General features: G+C 47.8%; 18 protein-coding genes and 1 pseudogene. 4 read left to right on the forward strand and 15 right to left on the reverse strand.

Going from position 1 to position 17,361, the window contains the following annotated elements:
• Positions 1–5: 5 nt before the first annotated feature.
• Positions 6–374, reverse strand: a complete 369-nt coding sequence (sufA, locus tag ACLJXE_RS08230; RefSeq protein WP_005120243.1) for a Fe-S cluster assembly scaffold SufA — start codon at positions 372–374, stop codon at positions 6–8.
• Positions 375–701: 327 nt separating this feature from the next.
• Positions 702–881, reverse strand: a complete 180-nt coding sequence (locus ACLJXE_RS08235; protein ID WP_410750604.1) for a hypothetical protein — start codon at positions 879–881, stop codon at positions 702–704.
• Between the two features lie 508 nt (positions 882–1,389).
• Here ACLJXE_RS08235 and ACLJXE_RS08240 point away from each other — a divergent pair.
• Both ACLJXE_RS08240 and ACLJXE_RS08245 read left to right on the forward strand, forming a co-directional pair.
• Complete coding sequence (locus tag ACLJXE_RS08240) at positions 1,390–2,175, forward strand: hypothetical protein (RefSeq protein ID WP_410750605.1); 786 nt, start codon at positions 1,390–1,392, stop codon at positions 2,173–2,175.
• A gap of 249 nt (positions 2,176–2,424) precedes the next feature.
• The gene (locus ACLJXE_RS08245; protein ID WP_410750606.1) at positions 2,425–3,198 is read left to right on the forward strand and encodes an LEM-3-like GIY-YIG domain-containing protein; all 774 of its coding nucleotides are present in this window, start codon (positions 2,425–2,427) and stop codon (positions 3,196–3,198) included.
• Positions 3,199–3,702: 504 nt separating this feature from the next.
• On the opposite strand, the gene fdnI is transcribed toward ACLJXE_RS08245, so the two are convergent.
• From fdnI to ACLJXE_RS08265, 4 genes are all read right to left on the reverse strand, one after another.
• On the reverse strand, positions 3,703–4,353 hold the full coding sequence (gene fdnI / locus ACLJXE_RS08250; protein ID WP_410750607.1) for a formate dehydrogenase-N subunit gamma: 651 nt from the start codon (positions 4,351–4,353) through the stop codon (positions 3,703–3,705).
• Positions 4,346–5,227 (reverse strand): formate dehydrogenase subunit beta, encoded by an 882-nt coding sequence (gene fdxH, locus ACLJXE_RS08255; protein WP_047462820.1) that lies wholly within the window; start codon positions 5,225–5,227, stop codon positions 4,346–4,348. Before fdxH ends, fdnI begins: the two co-directional genes overlap by 8 nt.
• An 11-nt stretch (positions 5,228–5,238) precedes the next feature.
• On the reverse strand, positions 5,239–8,289 hold the full coding sequence (gene fdnG, locus ACLJXE_RS08260; protein WP_286630417.1) for a formate dehydrogenase-N subunit alpha: 3,051 nt from the start codon (positions 8,287–8,289) through the stop codon (positions 5,239–5,241).
• Between the two features lie 494 nt (positions 8,290–8,783).
• A complete protein-coding gene (locus ACLJXE_RS08265) occupies positions 8,784–9,158 on the reverse strand; it encodes a hypothetical protein (RefSeq protein WP_016150400.1) in 375 nt (124 codons plus the stop codon).
• A gap of 216 nt (positions 9,159–9,374) precedes the next feature.
• Between ACLJXE_RS08265 and ACLJXE_RS08270 the strand changes: the two genes are divergently transcribed.
• Positions 9,375–9,737 carry a hypothetical protein gene (locus ACLJXE_RS08270; protein ID WP_410750608.1) on the forward strand — a complete coding sequence of 121 codons (363 nt, stop codon included), beginning with the start codon at positions 9,375–9,377 and terminating at the stop codon, positions 9,735–9,737.
• 96 nt (positions 9,738–9,833) lie between these two features.
• On the opposite strand, the gene ACLJXE_RS08275 is transcribed toward ACLJXE_RS08270, so the two are convergent.
• The 8 genes and pseudogenes from ACLJXE_RS08275 to ACLJXE_RS08310 form a co-directional block, all read right to left on the reverse strand.
• The gene (locus tag ACLJXE_RS08275; RefSeq protein ID WP_410750609.1) at positions 9,834–10,034 is read right to left on the reverse strand and encodes a hypothetical protein; all 201 of its coding nucleotides are present in this window, start codon (positions 10,032–10,034) and stop codon (positions 9,834–9,836) included.
• Between the two features lie 120 nt (positions 10,035–10,154).
• Positions 10,155–10,322, reverse strand: a complete 168-nt coding sequence (locus ACLJXE_RS08280) for a hypothetical protein (RefSeq protein ID WP_071524449.1) — start codon at positions 10,320–10,322, stop codon at positions 10,155–10,157.
• 332 nt (positions 10,323–10,654) lie between these two features.
• Positions 10,655–12,721 carry a TonB-dependent copper receptor gene (locus ACLJXE_RS08285; protein ID WP_410750610.1) on the reverse strand — a complete coding sequence of 689 codons (2,067 nt, stop codon included), beginning with the start codon at positions 12,719–12,721 and terminating at the stop codon, positions 10,655–10,657.
• Positions 12,722–12,803: 82 nt separating this feature from the next.
• A complete protein-coding gene (locus tag ACLJXE_RS08290; RefSeq protein ID WP_410750611.1) occupies positions 12,804–13,244 on the reverse strand; it encodes a DUF2946 domain-containing protein in 441 nt (146 codons plus the stop codon).
• A gap of 319 nt (positions 13,245–13,563) precedes the next feature.
• Entirely contained in the window at positions 13,564–14,040 is a 477-nt protein-coding gene (locus ACLJXE_RS08295) for a DUF550 domain-containing protein (protein ID WP_410750612.1), read from the reverse strand.
• Positions 14,037–14,548: pseudogene (locus tag ACLJXE_RS08300) on the reverse strand (hypothetical protein). Before ACLJXE_RS08300 ends, ACLJXE_RS08295 begins: the two are co-directional and overlap by 4 nt.
• A gap of 10 nt (positions 14,549–14,558) precedes the next feature.
• Positions 14,559–14,861, reverse strand: a complete 303-nt coding sequence (locus ACLJXE_RS08305; protein WP_410750613.1) for a hypothetical protein — start codon at positions 14,859–14,861, stop codon at positions 14,559–14,561.
• Between the two features lie 380 nt (positions 14,862–15,241).
• On the reverse strand, positions 15,242–16,117 hold the full coding sequence (locus ACLJXE_RS08310; RefSeq protein ID WP_410750614.1) for a LysR family transcriptional regulator: 876 nt from the start codon (positions 16,115–16,117) through the stop codon (positions 15,242–15,244).
• A 122-nt stretch (positions 16,118–16,239) separates the two neighbouring features.
• Between ACLJXE_RS08310 and ACLJXE_RS08315 the strand changes: the two genes are divergently transcribed.
• Complete coding sequence (locus ACLJXE_RS08315) at positions 16,240–17,091, forward strand: Vmh family MBL fold metallo-hydrolase (protein WP_410750615.1); 852 nt, start codon at positions 16,240–16,242, stop codon at positions 17,089–17,091.
• Between the two features lie 68 nt (positions 17,092–17,159).
• On the opposite strand, the gene ACLJXE_RS08320 is transcribed toward ACLJXE_RS08315, so the two are convergent.
• Entirely contained in the window at positions 17,160–17,348 is a 189-nt protein-coding gene (locus tag ACLJXE_RS08320) for a YdiH family protein (protein ID WP_005120249.1), read from the reverse strand.
• Positions 17,349–17,361: the final 13 nt, after the last annotated feature.

Here is a 17,361-nt window from a genome sequence, read left to right on the forward strand (position 1 = left end):
ACCGCCTATACCCCAAAACTTTCGCCACAGCCACATTCGTTCTGGGCTTTCGGGTTATGAAATTTAAATAACTGATTTAATCCTTCACGAACGAAATCGACTTCAGTTCCATCGATAAACGGCATCGCCTGTAACGGGACATAAAGTCTGGCGCCCTCTGTTTCAAATAGCAGATCGTCTTTCTCAGGTTGCTTGACGGTGTCCAGCACATAACCGAATCCCGCGCACCCGGTTTGTTTCACGCCTAACCGCACGCCCAACATATCGGGTTGCCTTGCCACCAGTTCACGAATATGCGCCGCTGCCGCTGGCGTTAACGTCAGCCCGCGCCACGCAAAGTCGTTGGGATTAAATGTTCCTGAATGCAATTCCATAGGGTTACCTCGAGTCATTAGCTTTCACGCTATAACACCATGTTAGTGATAATGATTATCACTTCAACCCCTCAACAGCAGGGGCATTCGGGTTAACCGCCCTTTTTGACGACTTTTATTAAGCATAGACCCTGCGGCGAGGGTTAACAGAGATGGATTTTTTTGTTCAATACATTGATTAATAATAGATTATGAATGCGTAATCGTTCCGGCAGGTCAAACGCTAAAAGATGTATAGATAATGTCTATTTATGTGATAGCTTTTAAAAGTTTAATCAAATCATGCAATTACAACATAATCAGTGGCTTAGCTTTTTTACTATGCGGTCAGTTGCAGACATTTACGGGCTTTTTAATGCCCTTAATTACGCCCCAAATGCCATTTTGCCCCCAAATCTGCCCCCAAAAAATAACGCAAGCATGAGAAAAAGCAGATAAGCCGGACTGTTCAGGAAATGTTTGAAGAGGAAGTTCTTTCATGCGATCAATGGTTAATTCAACTTTCATAATGGCCTCCATTGCACACACTGTGTTTTTATACAGCATACCTGTGCACAGAAATGATCAACGTTTTAAGAGCACAAATTGTTAATTTTCTGTCAGGAGTAAAAAAGAAAACAAGCCATAGCGGGTTGAATTAGCAGTGTTTTATTAAGCCGCTATTCGTTTCTGCTGATACAACCCCGAGAGATTCGCCCTCACTAACGCCTCATCAATGAGCAACTGTGTAACCATGAGGCAAAGCGTTATCCAACTTTCATTCATATTTTTCAATCGCAATGGGGCTGGTTAGTGCCAGAAGCGGACCTTATGGAGGCTGTCATATGAAATACGCTTGTAACCTGACTCCAGACTCACTGATTGTCTCAACGACAGACAATGTGTGATTGTCCCTACCAAAAGAAGTGGGAGAACATACTACCTGCTAATGTTCGCACACAGAATGCCGTTTTATTTTGCAATGCCCCAATTTCAGGTGGCAAGGATCCGTTTCGGAATGCAAAAGGAAAAATTAATGCACATTAAAATGGGTAATTCTCAAAATCCAATTACGACCTATACCTCCGCCTCATCAACGACGGGGCAAAAAACTGAATCATCGACAACCGCTAAATCGACATCGTTAACTTCCGCCACGCAGACCACCTTTTCAAGCCAGGCGAGTCTGCTCAGCGATGCGGCAACCCGGGCAGAAATACGTGATGCATCCAGCAGTCGCAGCCAGTTGCAAAGCATGGCTGAGTCGCTGTTAACGGTGATTGATGGCCCGATTTATACCCAGAATAAGGCGAAACACGATCAGGAAATCCCTGATACGCAAGGCACTGAACTTCTGCAACTGGCGAGCAAAGCGACAGATTTTCTCAACGGCAAAACCACCAATCCGTTTGCAGGCATGCAGCGCGAACAGCTCGCACTGATTGCCTATGATGATGGCAGTGCATTTACCGTCAATGAGCGACGCGCGGCCTTAAAAGAGATCGGCAGTCAGGAAGATAAATGGACGCAACAATTTATCAGTAGTGCGCAAAAAGAGATCAGCGCTTCCGGCAGCTACAAAAAATCTTATAGTGCGCTGCTGAGTCACTATCGTGAGCTGCCGGCTATTGAACAGGCGCAATACTCTGAAGGTCTGGAACAACAACTGGTAAGCAAGGTGGCTAAATCCACAAGTGACAGTACCGGCGAAAATACGGTCTTTACCGACGCCTTACTGACGTTGCAAAAACAGCAAATTTCCTCCATGCGGATGCAAATCTCCTCCCTGAGCCTGTTTTCGCTGACTGCGAATAAACGTTAATCACCACGGCCAGGACGGCGCTCCGTTATCAACATGAAGGGCCATGTCAGTTTGTCCAGAGCCAGCGCTGGTTTCTTGCCGTTACACTATCTGTTAAAGCTAAGTTCGGATGTCCGCACTGTGCCAGAAGCGGACGTTGCTTTTACTTCGGTATATCAATCATAGGGGAGATTAACTGGTAATATTAGTTGTTAATCGACATTGCTATGTTAGCTTATGCCTCATTAATCAAGTACTAGGAGTTATGCCATGGATATCAAGGAGTTTCCTCCGGGAGTGATGGAACATCTTGGCTGGTATGTATACCGATTAATTGATCCAAGGGATGGAAGTACCTTTTATGTGGGGAAAGGAAAAGGGAATCGAGTATTTGCTCATATGCGCGGTGAAGTCGCTGCGGTTGATGATGATGAATTGCTCAGTAATAAACTCAAGCAACTTCGAGAGATAAGGTTGGCTGGTCTTGAGGTCATCCATGTAATCCACCGACACGGTATGGCAGATGAAAAGACCGCGTACGAGGTTGAAGCTGCACTTATCGACGCCTACCCCGGTTTAACTAACATCATGAGCGGTGCTGGCAGTAATGAATATGGTGCAGCACACATCAAAGAATTGATCGCAACATATCAACCCGAAACAGTCGTGTTCCAACATAAAGTCCTGATGATTTCCGTAAATAGAAGTTCAAAGGATGTAGACCTCTATGATGCCGTACGATTTAGCTGGCGTGTGCGTGTTGAGCGTGCTCGCAAGGCTGAATTTATACTGGCTACAGTTAGGGGAATCGTCAGAGGGGTTTATATAGCTGATGAGTGGCTCGAATCTACCCGTGAGAATTTCCCTGAGATGCCTTCATGGAATGCAGATGAGGAGTTTGAATCTACTCAAAAATCCCGCTTTGGATTCAGGGGAAGACTCGCCCCTCCTGATATAGCAAAAATTTATCTTGGTAAAAAGATTCCGGACGTTCTTAGAAAGAAAGGCGCTATGTCTCCTGTAAAATACTCTCCAGATTTTTGATGTCTGAATAGTGAAAGGCACTATTTCTGTTAGTGCTTTTTTGGGAAAAAGTGGCAACGTCTGCTCCTCGCTCTTAGCTGACATGATCGATCGGGAAAATCTTCCGCACATATCTCCCGACTGTAACTATGAAGCACAGGTTTAAGCTCAGAAAATTTTGGTTTATTAAGTATGGGTAAACGCGTAACTCATTAATTTATAATAAGTGTAATATTGCGGATACACCAGCACGGAAAGTTAACGTGTTGACAATAAATTCGGTATCGAAAACCGGGTTAGGTACAAGTCTACCGAGGTTAAAATCCCTGTCTCTCGGCGATTATTCAAGAAGTAACCCTTCCTGTTGATAGTGACACATACCGTTGAGAAAAAATGGGAAAAACCAGTGAAAAAAAATAGCGCCAGAGTAATGACTGACGCTACAGTGTTAATCACATTTTTATGTTCAGGGTTGAGCTTATTTTTACCTTTCTGTCGTATACGAGAACCTGAGATTCATGGATGTTATTTGGTCTTTTCTTGTACTTCTTTTTCAGCAGCTTCAACATCACGATACCAGCGAGGATGATGTTTCTTAGCCCACCGTCGACTGACTTTTCCTTCGATCATGCCGGTGATGGAGCCTTTCACCCAGAACGCCATATACATATGAATCAAAATAGCGTGGATCAGCACGATAGCCGCAGTTGCGTGAATCAATAAACCCCAGCGAACGACGACGATTGGAAAATAATGGGTAAAGTAAGGTCGCCAGATAATGCCCCCCGTCACCAGTAGTACAAAGATCAGGCTCATGATGCTCCAGAACATCATTTTCTGTCCGGCATTATATTTCCCGACATCCGCGACTTTATGTTCATTTCCTTTCAGTACCTCGACAATACCTTTAATCCATGGAATATCTTGTTTATCAGGGATATTGTGATGGACAAAACGGACGAACATAAACATCAGTACGACGAAGATCAGCACGCCGAAGAAGGGATGCAATATCCTTCCCATCTGCGGTGTACCAAAGGTTTCGGTCAACCATTGCAGAGTAGGGAAGAACAGAGCGATACCAGAAAGCGCTACCAGAAAGAAACTGATTACTACTGTCCAGTGACAGGCACGATCAATGAACTTCGTTCTCAGGATCATTTTGCTTTTACTCATGAGCGTTTTCCTCATCATCTGTCTCTTTGTTGGGCCCAATCCCTACATAGTGGTAAATCAGCCCAGCAAAGGTAGCGATAAATCCAGCAGCGGAAAGCGGTTTGAGGATCCCTTTCCATAGATTCACCGGGGTAGCAATATGCGGATCGTTCGGTAAGTTATGGTAAAGTTCCGGCTGATCGGCATGGTGCAAAACATACATCACATGAGTACCGCCCACACCTTGCGGGTTGTACACACCCGCGTTGGTGTATCCGCGTTTTTTTAGTTGTGTTGCACGGGTTTCCGCTACGTTCAGCATCTCTTTCTTGGTGCCAAACTGGATGGCACCTGTCGGGCAGGTTTTCACACAGGCTGGCTCCTGGCCGACGCTGATCCTGTCCACGCAGAGCGTGCATTTATAGACACGATTATCTTCAGGGTTCAGCCGTGGGACATTAAACGGGCAACCGGCAATACAGTAACCACAACCGATACAGTGCTCAGACTGAAAATCGACGATACCGTTGGCGTACTGGATGATTGCTCCTGCAGATGGACATGCTTTAAGACAGCCAGGATCCGCGCAGTGCATGCAGCCATCTTTGCGGATCAACCATTCCAGCTTCTCATTCTGGGTGGTTTCGCTAAAACGCATCACAGTCCAGGATTTGGCACTGAGATCTGTAGGGTTGTCATATACACCGTTGCAATATCCGACGTCATCGCGGATGTCGTTCCATTCGGAGCAGGCTACCTGACAGCCCTTGCAGCCAATACAGGTCGTGACATCAATGAGTTTTGCCACTTCGGCACGAAAATCCCGTGCATGCGGCGGTGGAGTAATATTGTTGGTTGCAGAGCGTTTAATAATATCTTGTGATTGCATAGCCATTAGATCCTCCCTTACGCTCGCTCAATGTTAACCAGGAATGCTTTGTATTCTGGTGTTTGTGAGTTGGCGTCGCCGACGGATGGCGTCAGCGTGTTAGCGAGGAACCCTTTGCGTGTAGCCCCTTCAAATCCCCAGTGGCATGGGATCCCAATTGTATCCACCTGCCTGCCATCAATTGTCAGCGTTTGCAGGCGTTTGGTTACAACGGCTTTCGCTTTGATAAAACCACGTTTGGACATGACCTTCACTGTGTCGCCTGCCGTAATCCCCTTCTTGCTCGCCAGCGCTTCGCCAATTTCGACGAACTGATCAGGTTGGGCGATGGCGTTCAGAAGAGCATGTTTAGTCCAGTGACGGAATAGCTCGGTAATCGAGTACGTGGTCGCGACGTATGGGAAAATGTCGGATTTGCCCATATTAGCGATATCTCCAGGGTAGATGCGCACAACCGGACTGGAAACAACATCCGGATGAAGCGGGTTGGTACCAATAGGTGATTCAATGGGTTCGTAATGTTCCGGGAATGGCCCGTCGTTCATTTTGTCGAGCGAAAACAGACGTGCGACACCTTCCGGATTCATGATAAAGGGCCCAACGTTACTGCCCGGAGCGGCCTGACTGTAGTCCGCCACATCCATTCCGGTCCATTTATTACCGTCCCAGTGTAGAAGGGCCCGTTTGACATCCCATGGCTTGCCGGCTGGGTCAGCTGAAGCGCGGTTGTAGAGAATTCGGCGATTCGCCGGCCAGGACCATGCCCAACCTGGCGTACAGCCCAGACCATACGGATCGCTGTTATCGCGATTGGCCATTTGGTTACCTTGCTCGGTCCAGCTTCCACAGTAGACCCAACAGAAGCTGCTGGTCGAGCCATCATCACGAAGCTGAGCAAAGCTGCTCAATTGTTGACCTTTCTTCGCGATCAATTGCCCTTTATCATCGTAGAGGTCTGCCAGCGCTATTCCGTTGGCTTCGCGGGCAATTTCTTCCGGATGTGGGTCATACGGGTCTTTATAGTTCCAGTTGATGCTCATAAGCGGTTCCGGATTCGCACCACCTTCTTGTTGGTATAGCTCACGCAGACGCATAAACAGACGGCCGAGAATTTTGCCATCATGCAACGCCTCACCCGGCGGTTCGGCTGCGGCCCAATGCCACTGTAACCATCGTCCAGAGTTAGCAATTGAACCGTTCTCCTCTGCAAAACAGGATGACGGCAGGCGGAACACTTCTGTCTGGATATCTTCCGGTTTAACCTCGTTCATTTCACCGTGGTGCTGCCAGAAGTTAGATGATTCGGTAACCAGTGGATCGATAACCACCATATACTTCAGCTTCGAAAGTGCGCGGGACGATTTGTTTTTATCGGGAAATGCAGCCAGTGGATTGAAGCCCTGAACGATGTAGCCGTTTATTTTGCCTTCCAGCATCAGCTCGGCCTGAGTCATCACGTCATAAAGACGATCCCATTTAGGCAGCCAGTCATAACCCCAGCTATTTTCCGCAGTTGCATGATCACCCCAGAAGCTTTTCATCATGCTGACAAAGAACTTCGGCGTATTCTGCCAGTAGTTCACTTCATTTACGCCCAACGCAGGTGGGGTAATTTGCGAGATATAGGTCTGATAGTCCGGCTGTTTTTCGGAAGGCAGCGGCATATACCCGGGGAGGTTGGTCGACAGCAGGCCAAGGTCAGTATAGCCCTGAATGTTTGAGTGGCCACGCAGGGCGTTTACGCCACCGCCAGCCATACCGATATTGCCCAATAGCAGTTGCAGCATTCCGGCCGCACGAATGATCTGCGCCCCGGCAGAATGGTGTGTCCAGCCCAACGCGTACAGAATAGTCGCGGTGCGGTCAGGTACGCTGGTGCTGGCGAGAATGTCGCAAATACGGTTGAAGTCCTCCACCGATGTTCCGCACAGGCGACTCACCATTTCCGGGGTGTAACGATCGACATGAGTTTTGAGTAAATTCCAGACACAGCGGGGATGACTCAGCGTTTCATCACGCAGGGCATTTTCCTGCTCATCAAGCTGATAGAACCAACTCGATTTATCATATTGCCGTTTTTTAGGGTCATAGCCGCTGAATAATCCGTCATTGAACTGATAGTCTTCGCGGATCAGTAGAGCAGCATTGGTGTAATGGAGTACGTATTCGTACTGTACGCGCTTGTGTTTCAGCAGATACCGAATGACACCCAGCAGGAACGCGGTATCCGAACCCGCACGGATCGGTGCATAGAGATCGGCAACAGCGGCGCTACGGTTAAAACGTGGGTCGACCACCACAACGGTGGCGTCATTTTTGGTCTGTGCTTCAACCACCCATTTAAAACCAACTGGGTGAGCTTCAGCCGCGTTGCCGCCCATAATCAGCACCACGTTGGCGTTTTTAATATCCACCCAGTTGTTGGTCATTGCGCCACGACCAAACGTTGGTGCCAGCGCAGAAACAGTTGGACCATGGCACAGACGAGCCTGGCAGTCGATGGCGACCATCCCCAGGCTACGGGTAAATTTGTCGTCGAGGATACCGGTTTCATTGCTGGCTGCCGAAGAACACAGCATGCCTGTGGTCGTCCAGCGATTGACGGTCACACCCTGCGCATTTTTCTCGATGAAATTAGCATCGCGATCATCCTTCATTAACCGCGCGATACGGTTGATGGCATCATCCCAACTGATACGTTCCCATTTATCAGAACCAGGGGCGCGATATTCGGGATACTGCAGGCGTGTTTCACTGTGAATATAATCCAACACGCCAGCACCTTTCGGACACAAAGAACCGCGGCTGACCGGATGATCAGGATCACCTTCAATGTGGTAGATGCTTTCTTTGACGTTTTTAGCTGTATCGCCAAGACTGTACATCAGCATGCCGCAACCTACTGAGCAATAAGTACAGTTATTACGAGTCTCTTTTGCTTTTAAGAGTTTGTACTGACGTGTTTCCGCATGAACGGAAAAAGATGATAAGAATCCGAGAGATGCAACAGTTGTTCCTGCCATACCACCCGCGCAGATTCGAAAGAACTGCCTCCGGCTGAGCTCCATTTTTTCTCCAGCTTAAACTTAAGACATGAAAAAGTTCGGTTATTGTAAGGTTAAATCGAATGATAAACCATTAACTTTTAGTGGTTATTGACATGATGAAATATTGTTTTTTTGATCTCGAGGGGATTGCCAGGTAAAGAGTTGAACTGATATCTGATGATGGAGAAGCGCTAGAAGGGTTGGCGCTGGATGGTGTCGAACTATTAGGCATCGTGACATACTTCATCAACCGTAGGAGTAATGATAATTGCCCGGTGATCTGACATCGATTCGCGTCGGGATAATACCCCCGGTTTTACCGCAACAATACCTCGCATAAAAAACCAGCATAACAGGCTAGTTCTTAAGGGGAATTTTGGTCGGCACGAGAAGATTTGAACTTCCGCCTCCCTGGCACCTTATAATGGAGCTGAAGGCTGCTATGTGCCATTAGCGGACGTTGTCAATAACAAGTCTTAGTTGAACAACGGGGAGCTGGTCAGTATTTCTGCTCTTCACTTTCGCAGACCAAACCGTATATAATTATGAGGGAATAAAGGTTTAATCATTATTTTATCATTAAAAATAAATAGGTTAGGCGATATGGCGATGACATCGTAGATATTATCGACAATGAGTTGTAGATGGGTTCTGAACACGGGTACATTCGCATCATCCGCTATGACAAATACAGTTTCATTGCCTAAACCGCCCCCGTTAAACATATCATGACTAAGTTCATAATCGCTGAAGTCCATTTCCGACCATCTGAGATTACCGCTATGCCATGGATATTGATGAAAAATATCCATTATCGCGCTCAAATCATCCCCTTCCACAACATTAAAATCTGTCTTGAGCAGTTCCTTACATTCCTCAAACAATGTCATGTCCACTCCCTTTAGGCTTTATGGCTTTATGGCTGTATCTTTTATCATAACCTCCCTGGAGGATTGTCTAAAGGAATTACGAACTTCTGCTCCTCGCGCACAGCCGATCTTCAGCATAGATTGCCTGTCCTCTTCGAGCCAGAATAGAAAGTTGCCTACCCTTATAAGATTGTGTTTACTTGATATCCGATGACGACTTTAGGTTAGGGAGCAATTATGAAGATCAACAGGGTGGTATTAGCGAGTGTAGTGATGTTAACAGGCTGCGTGGTCGCCGATATGGACTCATCCAATTACGACTACGTCCCCTGGGTTCAAGTATTCCAGAAGCCGGAGGCTTCTGGCTTAACCAATGTTGCACAACGTAAAGTCGATCTGTATGCCTGCGGTGTTAACCCAAGGGCAAACCTTGACGGAGCTAACTGGAGTCTGAATGGAATAGAACCTGGAGAGACATTTGAAAGTTTTAATACCAGGCGCGATCACATCCTGAGCTGCATGGAGGAAAAGGGATATAAAGTGTATGGCTTTGCGGCGTGCGGTCCGAAAAAAGCCCCGACGGGACTTTGTCCTAATTAGCCAGAACAGAGATGCTGAGTCGACACGTTTAAACTAAACCCAATAAGCAGAAATCCATAGTGAATGACAGGACGCTCCGGGCATCGCCATACTAATTCAGTTCCTGGCGGAGGTTGTCTCATGACGGGATGAGTGCTCACGCCAGACAATCCATGCTACAGCCGCTTCCCATGATATATATCCGTTATTGCCATGTTTCGCCCTACGGAGCTCAACTGCATCACCAAACCTTTCAATGCTTTCAATGATGATTTTTTCAAATTCTATGCGTTTTTCTTCGTCGTTCGTTGAATCCATGTTCTCCCCAGCAGCATCCTACTACTCGCTCTTAATGCATAAAAAATAACATATCCGTTAGAGAGTGAAAAACCCGCAAAAGCGGGTTTAATTTTGATGGTGAATGCCATTTTTCGGCAACTATTTCTGACAAACCTTCTTAGATTTGCTGATTGAGCCATCATTACAAACAAACTTTTCGCCCGAGCAATGCGATATTCCGCCTTTCTTACCTGAGCATGGTTTGTTTGCTGCCGTTGCTGTCAGTGAGAAAAGTGACACCAATAAAACAACAAGAACTTTCTTCATATCCCTATCCCATCAGTAAAAGACAGGGAATCGTAGCAGGAATTGATGAAGCGAAAAAGAAAACCTGCCGTAGCGGGTTGAATTAGAAATTTTTTATTAAGCCGCTATTTGTTTCTGCTGACAAAGCTCCGGCAAATTAGCACGCACCAGAGCTTCAGCGAAGAGCGGCGAAACCACTTTACCGCAACAGGCTACCGACTAGCCTTTCGCATACTTCACACTACGGAAGTCCTGGTCAATAATATAATACTGCTCCGATAAACGCTGGAGCAGTACATATAGTTATCAAGGCAAAACATAAGTAGCACTTTTACTGCCATGCAAAAATGTCATTAAAAAGTGAGATTAATTTTACCCCAAAAGGTTCTGCCCGATTCATTAACTGATGTGTTTGATGAATAACCGAAACTGCTGTTTCCAGCAAGATTCAGGTGTTCGCTGTACGTTTTGTCAAACAAGTTATCAACGCCGGCGCTAATTTTAACGTACTTATTAACTTTGTATGCAGCATTCGCCGAAAACACAGCAAAACCAGGACTACTATTAAAATCTTTACCAACGACGTTGCCTTCGTTAATAGCAACACGGTTCTGACTGCTAACAAGACGCAAAAGGCCAGTACTGCTCCAGTCGCCCCGTTCCCAGGTCAGCCCCAGACGGACTTCAAGCGGTGGCGTCTGTGGTAAAGGCTGATGGTTGGATGTATTTTCCCCCCAGGAATAAGCAAGGCTGGCATCCGTTTTCCATGAGTCTGACCATTTATATGCAATACCTGCCTCCCCCCCCATAATGGTTGCATTGACGTTATCAACCTGGCTGATAGATGCATTATCAGGATCATAGCGGAACAGAATAAAATCATTTACACGACCAATATAAGCGGAGACCCAAGTGTTTATACGTTCACCGTTGTACTGAGCGCCTATATCAATCTGAGTTGTTTTTTCCGTTTTGAGTTTATCGAAGGCATCACCAGAACCTCCAGGCCCATAAGTCGGCGAAAAAAGCTCCCAGTAATCGGGGAAACGCTCCGTGTAGCCTATCCCTGCATAAAACATAACCGGTATGTCAGCCATATTATGTTCGAAGCGAACAAAACCGGCCGGTAATGTATCAGTCCGTTTTGCTGAACCCACATCAGTGTAATTATCAACCAGAACGCGATCGAGACGTGCGCCCCCCTTCACCTTGTTCTGCTCTGTTACACTCCAGGTCAGTTCGCTGAAAAGACCGTAATCGTGGAAACGGGCGTCTTTATTCCAGCGATCATCAATTTTATTACGGTGTGTACTAAGTTGTGTATCTGCGCCACTGCGAAGCTCAAAATCTGAGAAAAGGAAGGTTCCCATCATTCTTCCACCAACAGTGCGACGGTCAACCTCCATCGCCATTGGCATACTCATATTCATCGAAGAGTCTGAGTCCATTGAGGAACCCATAGCATCTCCCATCTCATCACCTGACATCCCCCACGACATACTACTGCCCGGAGAGCGCAGGGAATAGTTATCCATAGTATGATCTGCATAGTTGTAATATACATTTGCCTCAAACTTATCGAATACCTCGCCAATACCGGATTTTTCAAAGCGCATTCCTAAGCTTTCCCTCTTAAACTGCGAACCATCCATACCGCGACCAGCATAGCTTGCTTCACCATCGCCTTTACCTGCAGTAAGCTCGAGAAGTGTGTCTTTGTCTGGTGTCCAGCCTATAGCCATATCGCCATTCCACTTATCCCATCTGGAGGGCACGCGGTCTCCATTTCCATCCTTGTAGTCATCCGAACGTGACTTATTGCCAATGAGGCGAAGATATCCCTCCTCTCCGCCCAGACTGACATCAGCATTTTCATCCCAGCGATTGTTTGACGCAGCAAGAAGACTGGCAGTACCCTGCCCCCCCGCCTTTTCAAAGCGTGGCTGTTCACGATCAAAACGGATAGTTCCCGCCGAGTTTCCAGACCCCCAGAGCACAGTTTGTGGGCCTTTAATCAGAGTTAATACATCAAAGCTTTCAGGAGAAATATAGGAGCTTGGTGCATCCATGCGTGCCGGACAAGCACCAGGCATTTCACCATTATCAGTCAGAATTCTAAGACGAGAGCCAAACATGCCACGAAACACAGGATCACCGTTGGTTCCACCGTTACGTATCTGTGAGAACCCAGGAATAGTTTTCAGATAATCCGAGCCGTCGCTTGCCGGAACTGGCTGACGGGGTATTTTGGGCGAGGTCACAATTTCGAGCGGAGTGGAAACTGGCGCAGTTACAATCATCACAGAATCATTCTCTATCTGAGAATGGTCGTGCTTTTCTTCTGCAAAAGTAGCGTCTGACATCAACGCCAGCAGGACAAGAGAAGCAAGTGGCGTACGTACAAAATAGTGGGGGTTCATAAAGTACCTTACTGTTTTTCAGGTGTAACAAAATCTGCCCTTAAAAAATGAGCATGACGTTACTGACTTACTGTTTTGTTGTTTAAAACGAAGACTGAAATACAGCAGGTGGGGCACGAGCACGCTGTGGTGCCCAGGGTTGAAAGAGCGTGACGCAGTTAAGCGGAATTAATGAGAAGCGAAGGACAAAAAGCAGGAGTAACCACAACAAAACTACAAGCGCAAACTGGATAAACGGTAGTTGTACAAGTAGCTGACAATAACCGCAGGCAATCTCTTCCATCGGAGACATAGCCTTACCAGACATCATCTGCTGATCCATCAGCGAAGACGGTTCACAGACCGCAGACATCGCCATGTCATGGTGTATCCCTGACATGGTCCCTGGCATAGAATGCGTGATGTGCTGGCAACCTGTCCGGTGGGCTATCGTTCTGGAGATGGCCGGTGCAACGAACAGCATGGCGACAGCAATCAGCGCCAGCCATGCGGCTATGTGATTAGTTCGTATGCGCCCTTGCAAAATGTTTCCAGCTATTAATTTATCTGCCGAAAGTGTATCTGATTTAATCTTTGAGTGTCACAAAAAGTTGAATGGTAACAATAAGTATTCTTATTATCTGGAGAGTGTAGGATTATGTGCTATTAAAGTGGAAGAACAAGAATCACTTTCGAAATATTTGCAATTACATAGCGAATATTGCTGCCATCACGTTGTATTGAAGCTTAATAGCTAAAACATATGCTGACTTCCGCTGGACCGACGGTTTCAGGAACATCAGCCAGTGGGAGGTTTTCCAGCTCGATAACCCTGTTGGTGGCCTATTGCAGTAGCTGCCCCATCACTTGTGCTCCTGCTGTTGATCAGCTTTGATGTGCAGCCGTGGTTCTCCGTCTTTCGGCTCCGGCCAATGGCGCGCCATATTCACCGCCAACTTTTCTTCCATCGCCAGGGTAATCTGCTCGTCACTGATACCGGCACGACGTTGCGCATCCCATAACAAGAAGTGCATGTCAGCCCATTCGCTAAGGTCGCCTGGTTCAGCAGCAGCCTCGAGCGCTTCTTTGGAAAGGTGCTTCAGCGGACCAACTGGACCGACATCGCCGAAAGTAGCCGGTGACCATGCTGCATGTTCACGGCGTACTTGTTCACGGACTATCGACTCCAGAACTCCATCAATCACCTTCACGGCATCAGCCATTGCGTATCCGCAGTTACCGCCGTCGCTTTGTGCTGCTGCTTTGCTGAGGATTTCGCGTATCTGGTGCAGGCGATCGAGTGATACAGGACCGTGCGCCGGGTGGTTGTTAGTTGTCATGCTGCGGTTCCTTCTGTCTTATTAGCGATTACGCCATCGTAAACCTCTTTAAGATGCCCACGTAAATCCATGCGACGTAGAGCGCTAAACATGTAATCGCATTCGGCCTGTTTGTTGGCCTGAAATGGTTTGCTATCCCGATTAACCCAAAGCCCGTTACCAGGCCATCCGTGCACCTTCTTAACCCGACCTTTAATAACGTGAAGTAAGCCCAGCCTGACGGAAGGTCTTCAACATTCACAATTCCCGGCTCGCTAATCATGAAGCGCCAATCTCCCATGCCCTTCTCGGGTTCAATCCGGAAAGGCTTCTTACGGTCTGCTAACAGGTCAGAGCGAGAGTATTTAGCCTCAATCAGACAGCTAGCGCCGTTGCGAAATCCGATAGCATCAGCCTGTTCGCCATAAAGTGTCCATGCACGGAACCGGTCATGAAACGCCACTTTGAAGCCGTTATTCTGAAGAAAGCGCCAGGCGATTTGGCAGAGCTCGTCGTGCGTTAATGGTATTAAGTCCATCTCACTCTCCCTTCACGCCAATGCCAGCGGCGATTAGCGCCTCTTTGTCGGCCTTTCCACGAGCATTCCACCCCTCATCAAACCAAGCGGTTGCGTCGTCTTCTGATAATTCAGATTCTGCCGCATTATCTGCTGGCAGCTTCACGGTGACGGGCATTGGGCGGCATACCAATAGCGCGAGAAGTTCACGTAGGCACGCTATTTCAAATTGCTGCTGCGGAACAGCCGTTCCCACGCCGCGCGCATTCAGTCCCTCCAGAAAGGAAAGACGCGCACGGACGCTATCAATGGTTACGGTTTTCATTCGACCTCCAACTTGATGCCAGCGGCTGGAGCATGGCAATACCAACAGCAATGCCCCCATCGCGCCCCAAAGCTAATGGTCGATTAAAAAAAGTTGTTTAGATTTAGCATAATACATTCAACTTACATAATTAATGTCTATTTAAGAGATAGGTGGGGATGACTACGGAGGCAATGCGGTTCAAAAGCCTGTGGGCCATAAAAAACCCTTAAGTCTGCTTGCTGGCAGACTTAAGGGTTCCGGCCCCATCCGGCGCTTATCTCCGGCACTCACAATGGCTTAGCTCTTGAAGGGGCGATCAGAACAATCTCATACACTAATAAATTTTTTTTAACACAAATTGCGCTTTGACTATTTTACAAACGCATTCAATCACATAGTTAGCGCTGAGTCTCATTCAGTGCGTCCAGCAACAGTCGCAGCCCCGCAGGCTGGTGATCACGGGAAAGATATAAACCATAAATTGGCAGGCGTTTAGGCTGTAGTTGCGGTAGAAGTCGTATTAATCTCCCTTGCACCAGCCCATCTCTCGCCTCCTGCTCAGGTACCAACGCAATCCCCATCCCCGTCAGGGCGGATTCACATAGCAGTGACGAGATACCGGCGCTTAAATTACCTTTAATAGCCACAGTGACGGCTTGCCCTTGCGCATCCAGAAAATGCCATGACTTTCCGGCGAATCCGCTGTAATAAAGGCAATTATGCTGCGCAAGATCGTCGACGGTTTTTGGGATGCCATGCTGGTTAAGGTAATCCACAGAGGCACATAACACCGACTCACAATCCCCTAAGCGCCGGGCAATCGTTCCGGGTTCGGGATTTTCCGTGATGCGGATCGCCACATCGATACGCTCCCCAACCAGGCTTACCGGTTGATTGTTGATCTCAACTTCAATGCGGAGTTCAGGATAGCGCGCAAGAAACGCGGGTAGCACCGGCGCCAGAATATGTATGGCAGTAAAATGTGCACACGCCACCCGTAGCGTGCCCGAGGGGGTTTGCGCGAGTCCGGCGGCACCGATATCTCGCGAAAGCTGTGCCAGGGTGCGGGTTTTCACCAACGCTTCTTCGCCGGCAGGTGTGATTGTCAACCGTCGTGACGAACGATGGATAAGCCGCGCCCCGGCCCACTTTTCCATTTCGTCCAGATAGCGACTGACCATCGGTCGGGAAAGCCCCAGCGCACGCGCGGCGGCACTCAAACTGCCTAAATCACAGATATGGTTAAAAACTGTTGCCGCCATAACTCTGTCCATTGCATCCCATCCGATCGTTTTATGAAACTCAGCATGTCCTGATAAGGGAATTCTAACAGATCCGAATTTCCTTAAAATACGGGAACGATCAAAAGACAATTTCCTGCACAAGGTTACCCATTATGAAAATCAATACGCTGGCTATGCTGCTCCCCCTGTTTGCCTCTTCGGCATTTGCCGCTCCACTACAGCTGGATGTCTATAATCCGCAGGAAAAGGCTATTTTCCCGGTCTCTTCTACGCTGGTGTCCGGCCCGAAAGAAGCAATTTTGTTTGATGCCCAATTCAGCACCAAAGACGGTGAAAAGCTGGTGCAAATGATTCGCTCCAGCGGTAAGACGCTGAAAGCCATTGTGATCACGTCTGGCGATCCGGATTTCTATTTTGGCCTTGAGCCACTCGTCAAAGCCTTCCCCGGTGTCAACGTGCTGGCTACGCCGCACGTGGTGGATCATATTCGTGCCACCAAAGAAGCCAAATTACAGTTCTGGGGCCCACAGATGAAAGACGGTGCACCCACTTCGCTCACTGTACCGCAGGCCACCACACAAACTCGCTTTACGGTTGATGGCGAAACGCTGGAATTACGTCATCCTAATGACTATGCGGCATATGTCTGGATCCCTGCGAACCGCGCCATCATTGGCGGAACCGGTATCGCTTCAGGTATTCACGTCTGGACTGCGGACACGCAGTCATCGGCAGAGCGCATGGCATGGCGTAACGTGCTGAGCGAAATGCAGCAATTACATCCTGCCCAGGTGGTTCCAGGTCATTATATTGGTGAACGCCCGGCGGGTGATAAGGCAATTCGCTTCACCCAGGATTACCTTCAGTCGTTTGAACAGGCGTTGGGTGCGAAAAAAGGTTCAGCCTACGTGATAAAAACAATGACCGCAGCATGGCCTGGCCTTGCAGACGAAAGCTCTCTGGAACTGAGTGCAAAAGTGAATACAGGTGAGATGAAGTGGTAAACAAGATGTAAGGCAAAAAATAACCCCGAACATGTGTCGGGGTTTTTATTACGACAGGCATACCGGAATCAATGAACGCCCAGGCGCCAGGCAAAATAGATCTCTTCTTTCAGTTCAGTCGAAGAGAGCGTTAATAAATCGGCAAACTCCAGCTCTAATTGTTTCAGTCTTTTCAGGTACTGAGCTGGTGAAAGATCGGTTTTATCACGACGTAAAAATTCTATTGCCAGTTGGGCCGGGTCTAATTGGGTAGACATATCATCCTCGCTT

Origin of the sequence: Citrobacter sp. U14242, assembly GCF_046555775.1 — a bacterium.
GTDB lineage: Bacteria > Pseudomonadota > Gammaproteobacteria > Enterobacterales > Enterobacteriaceae > Citrobacter.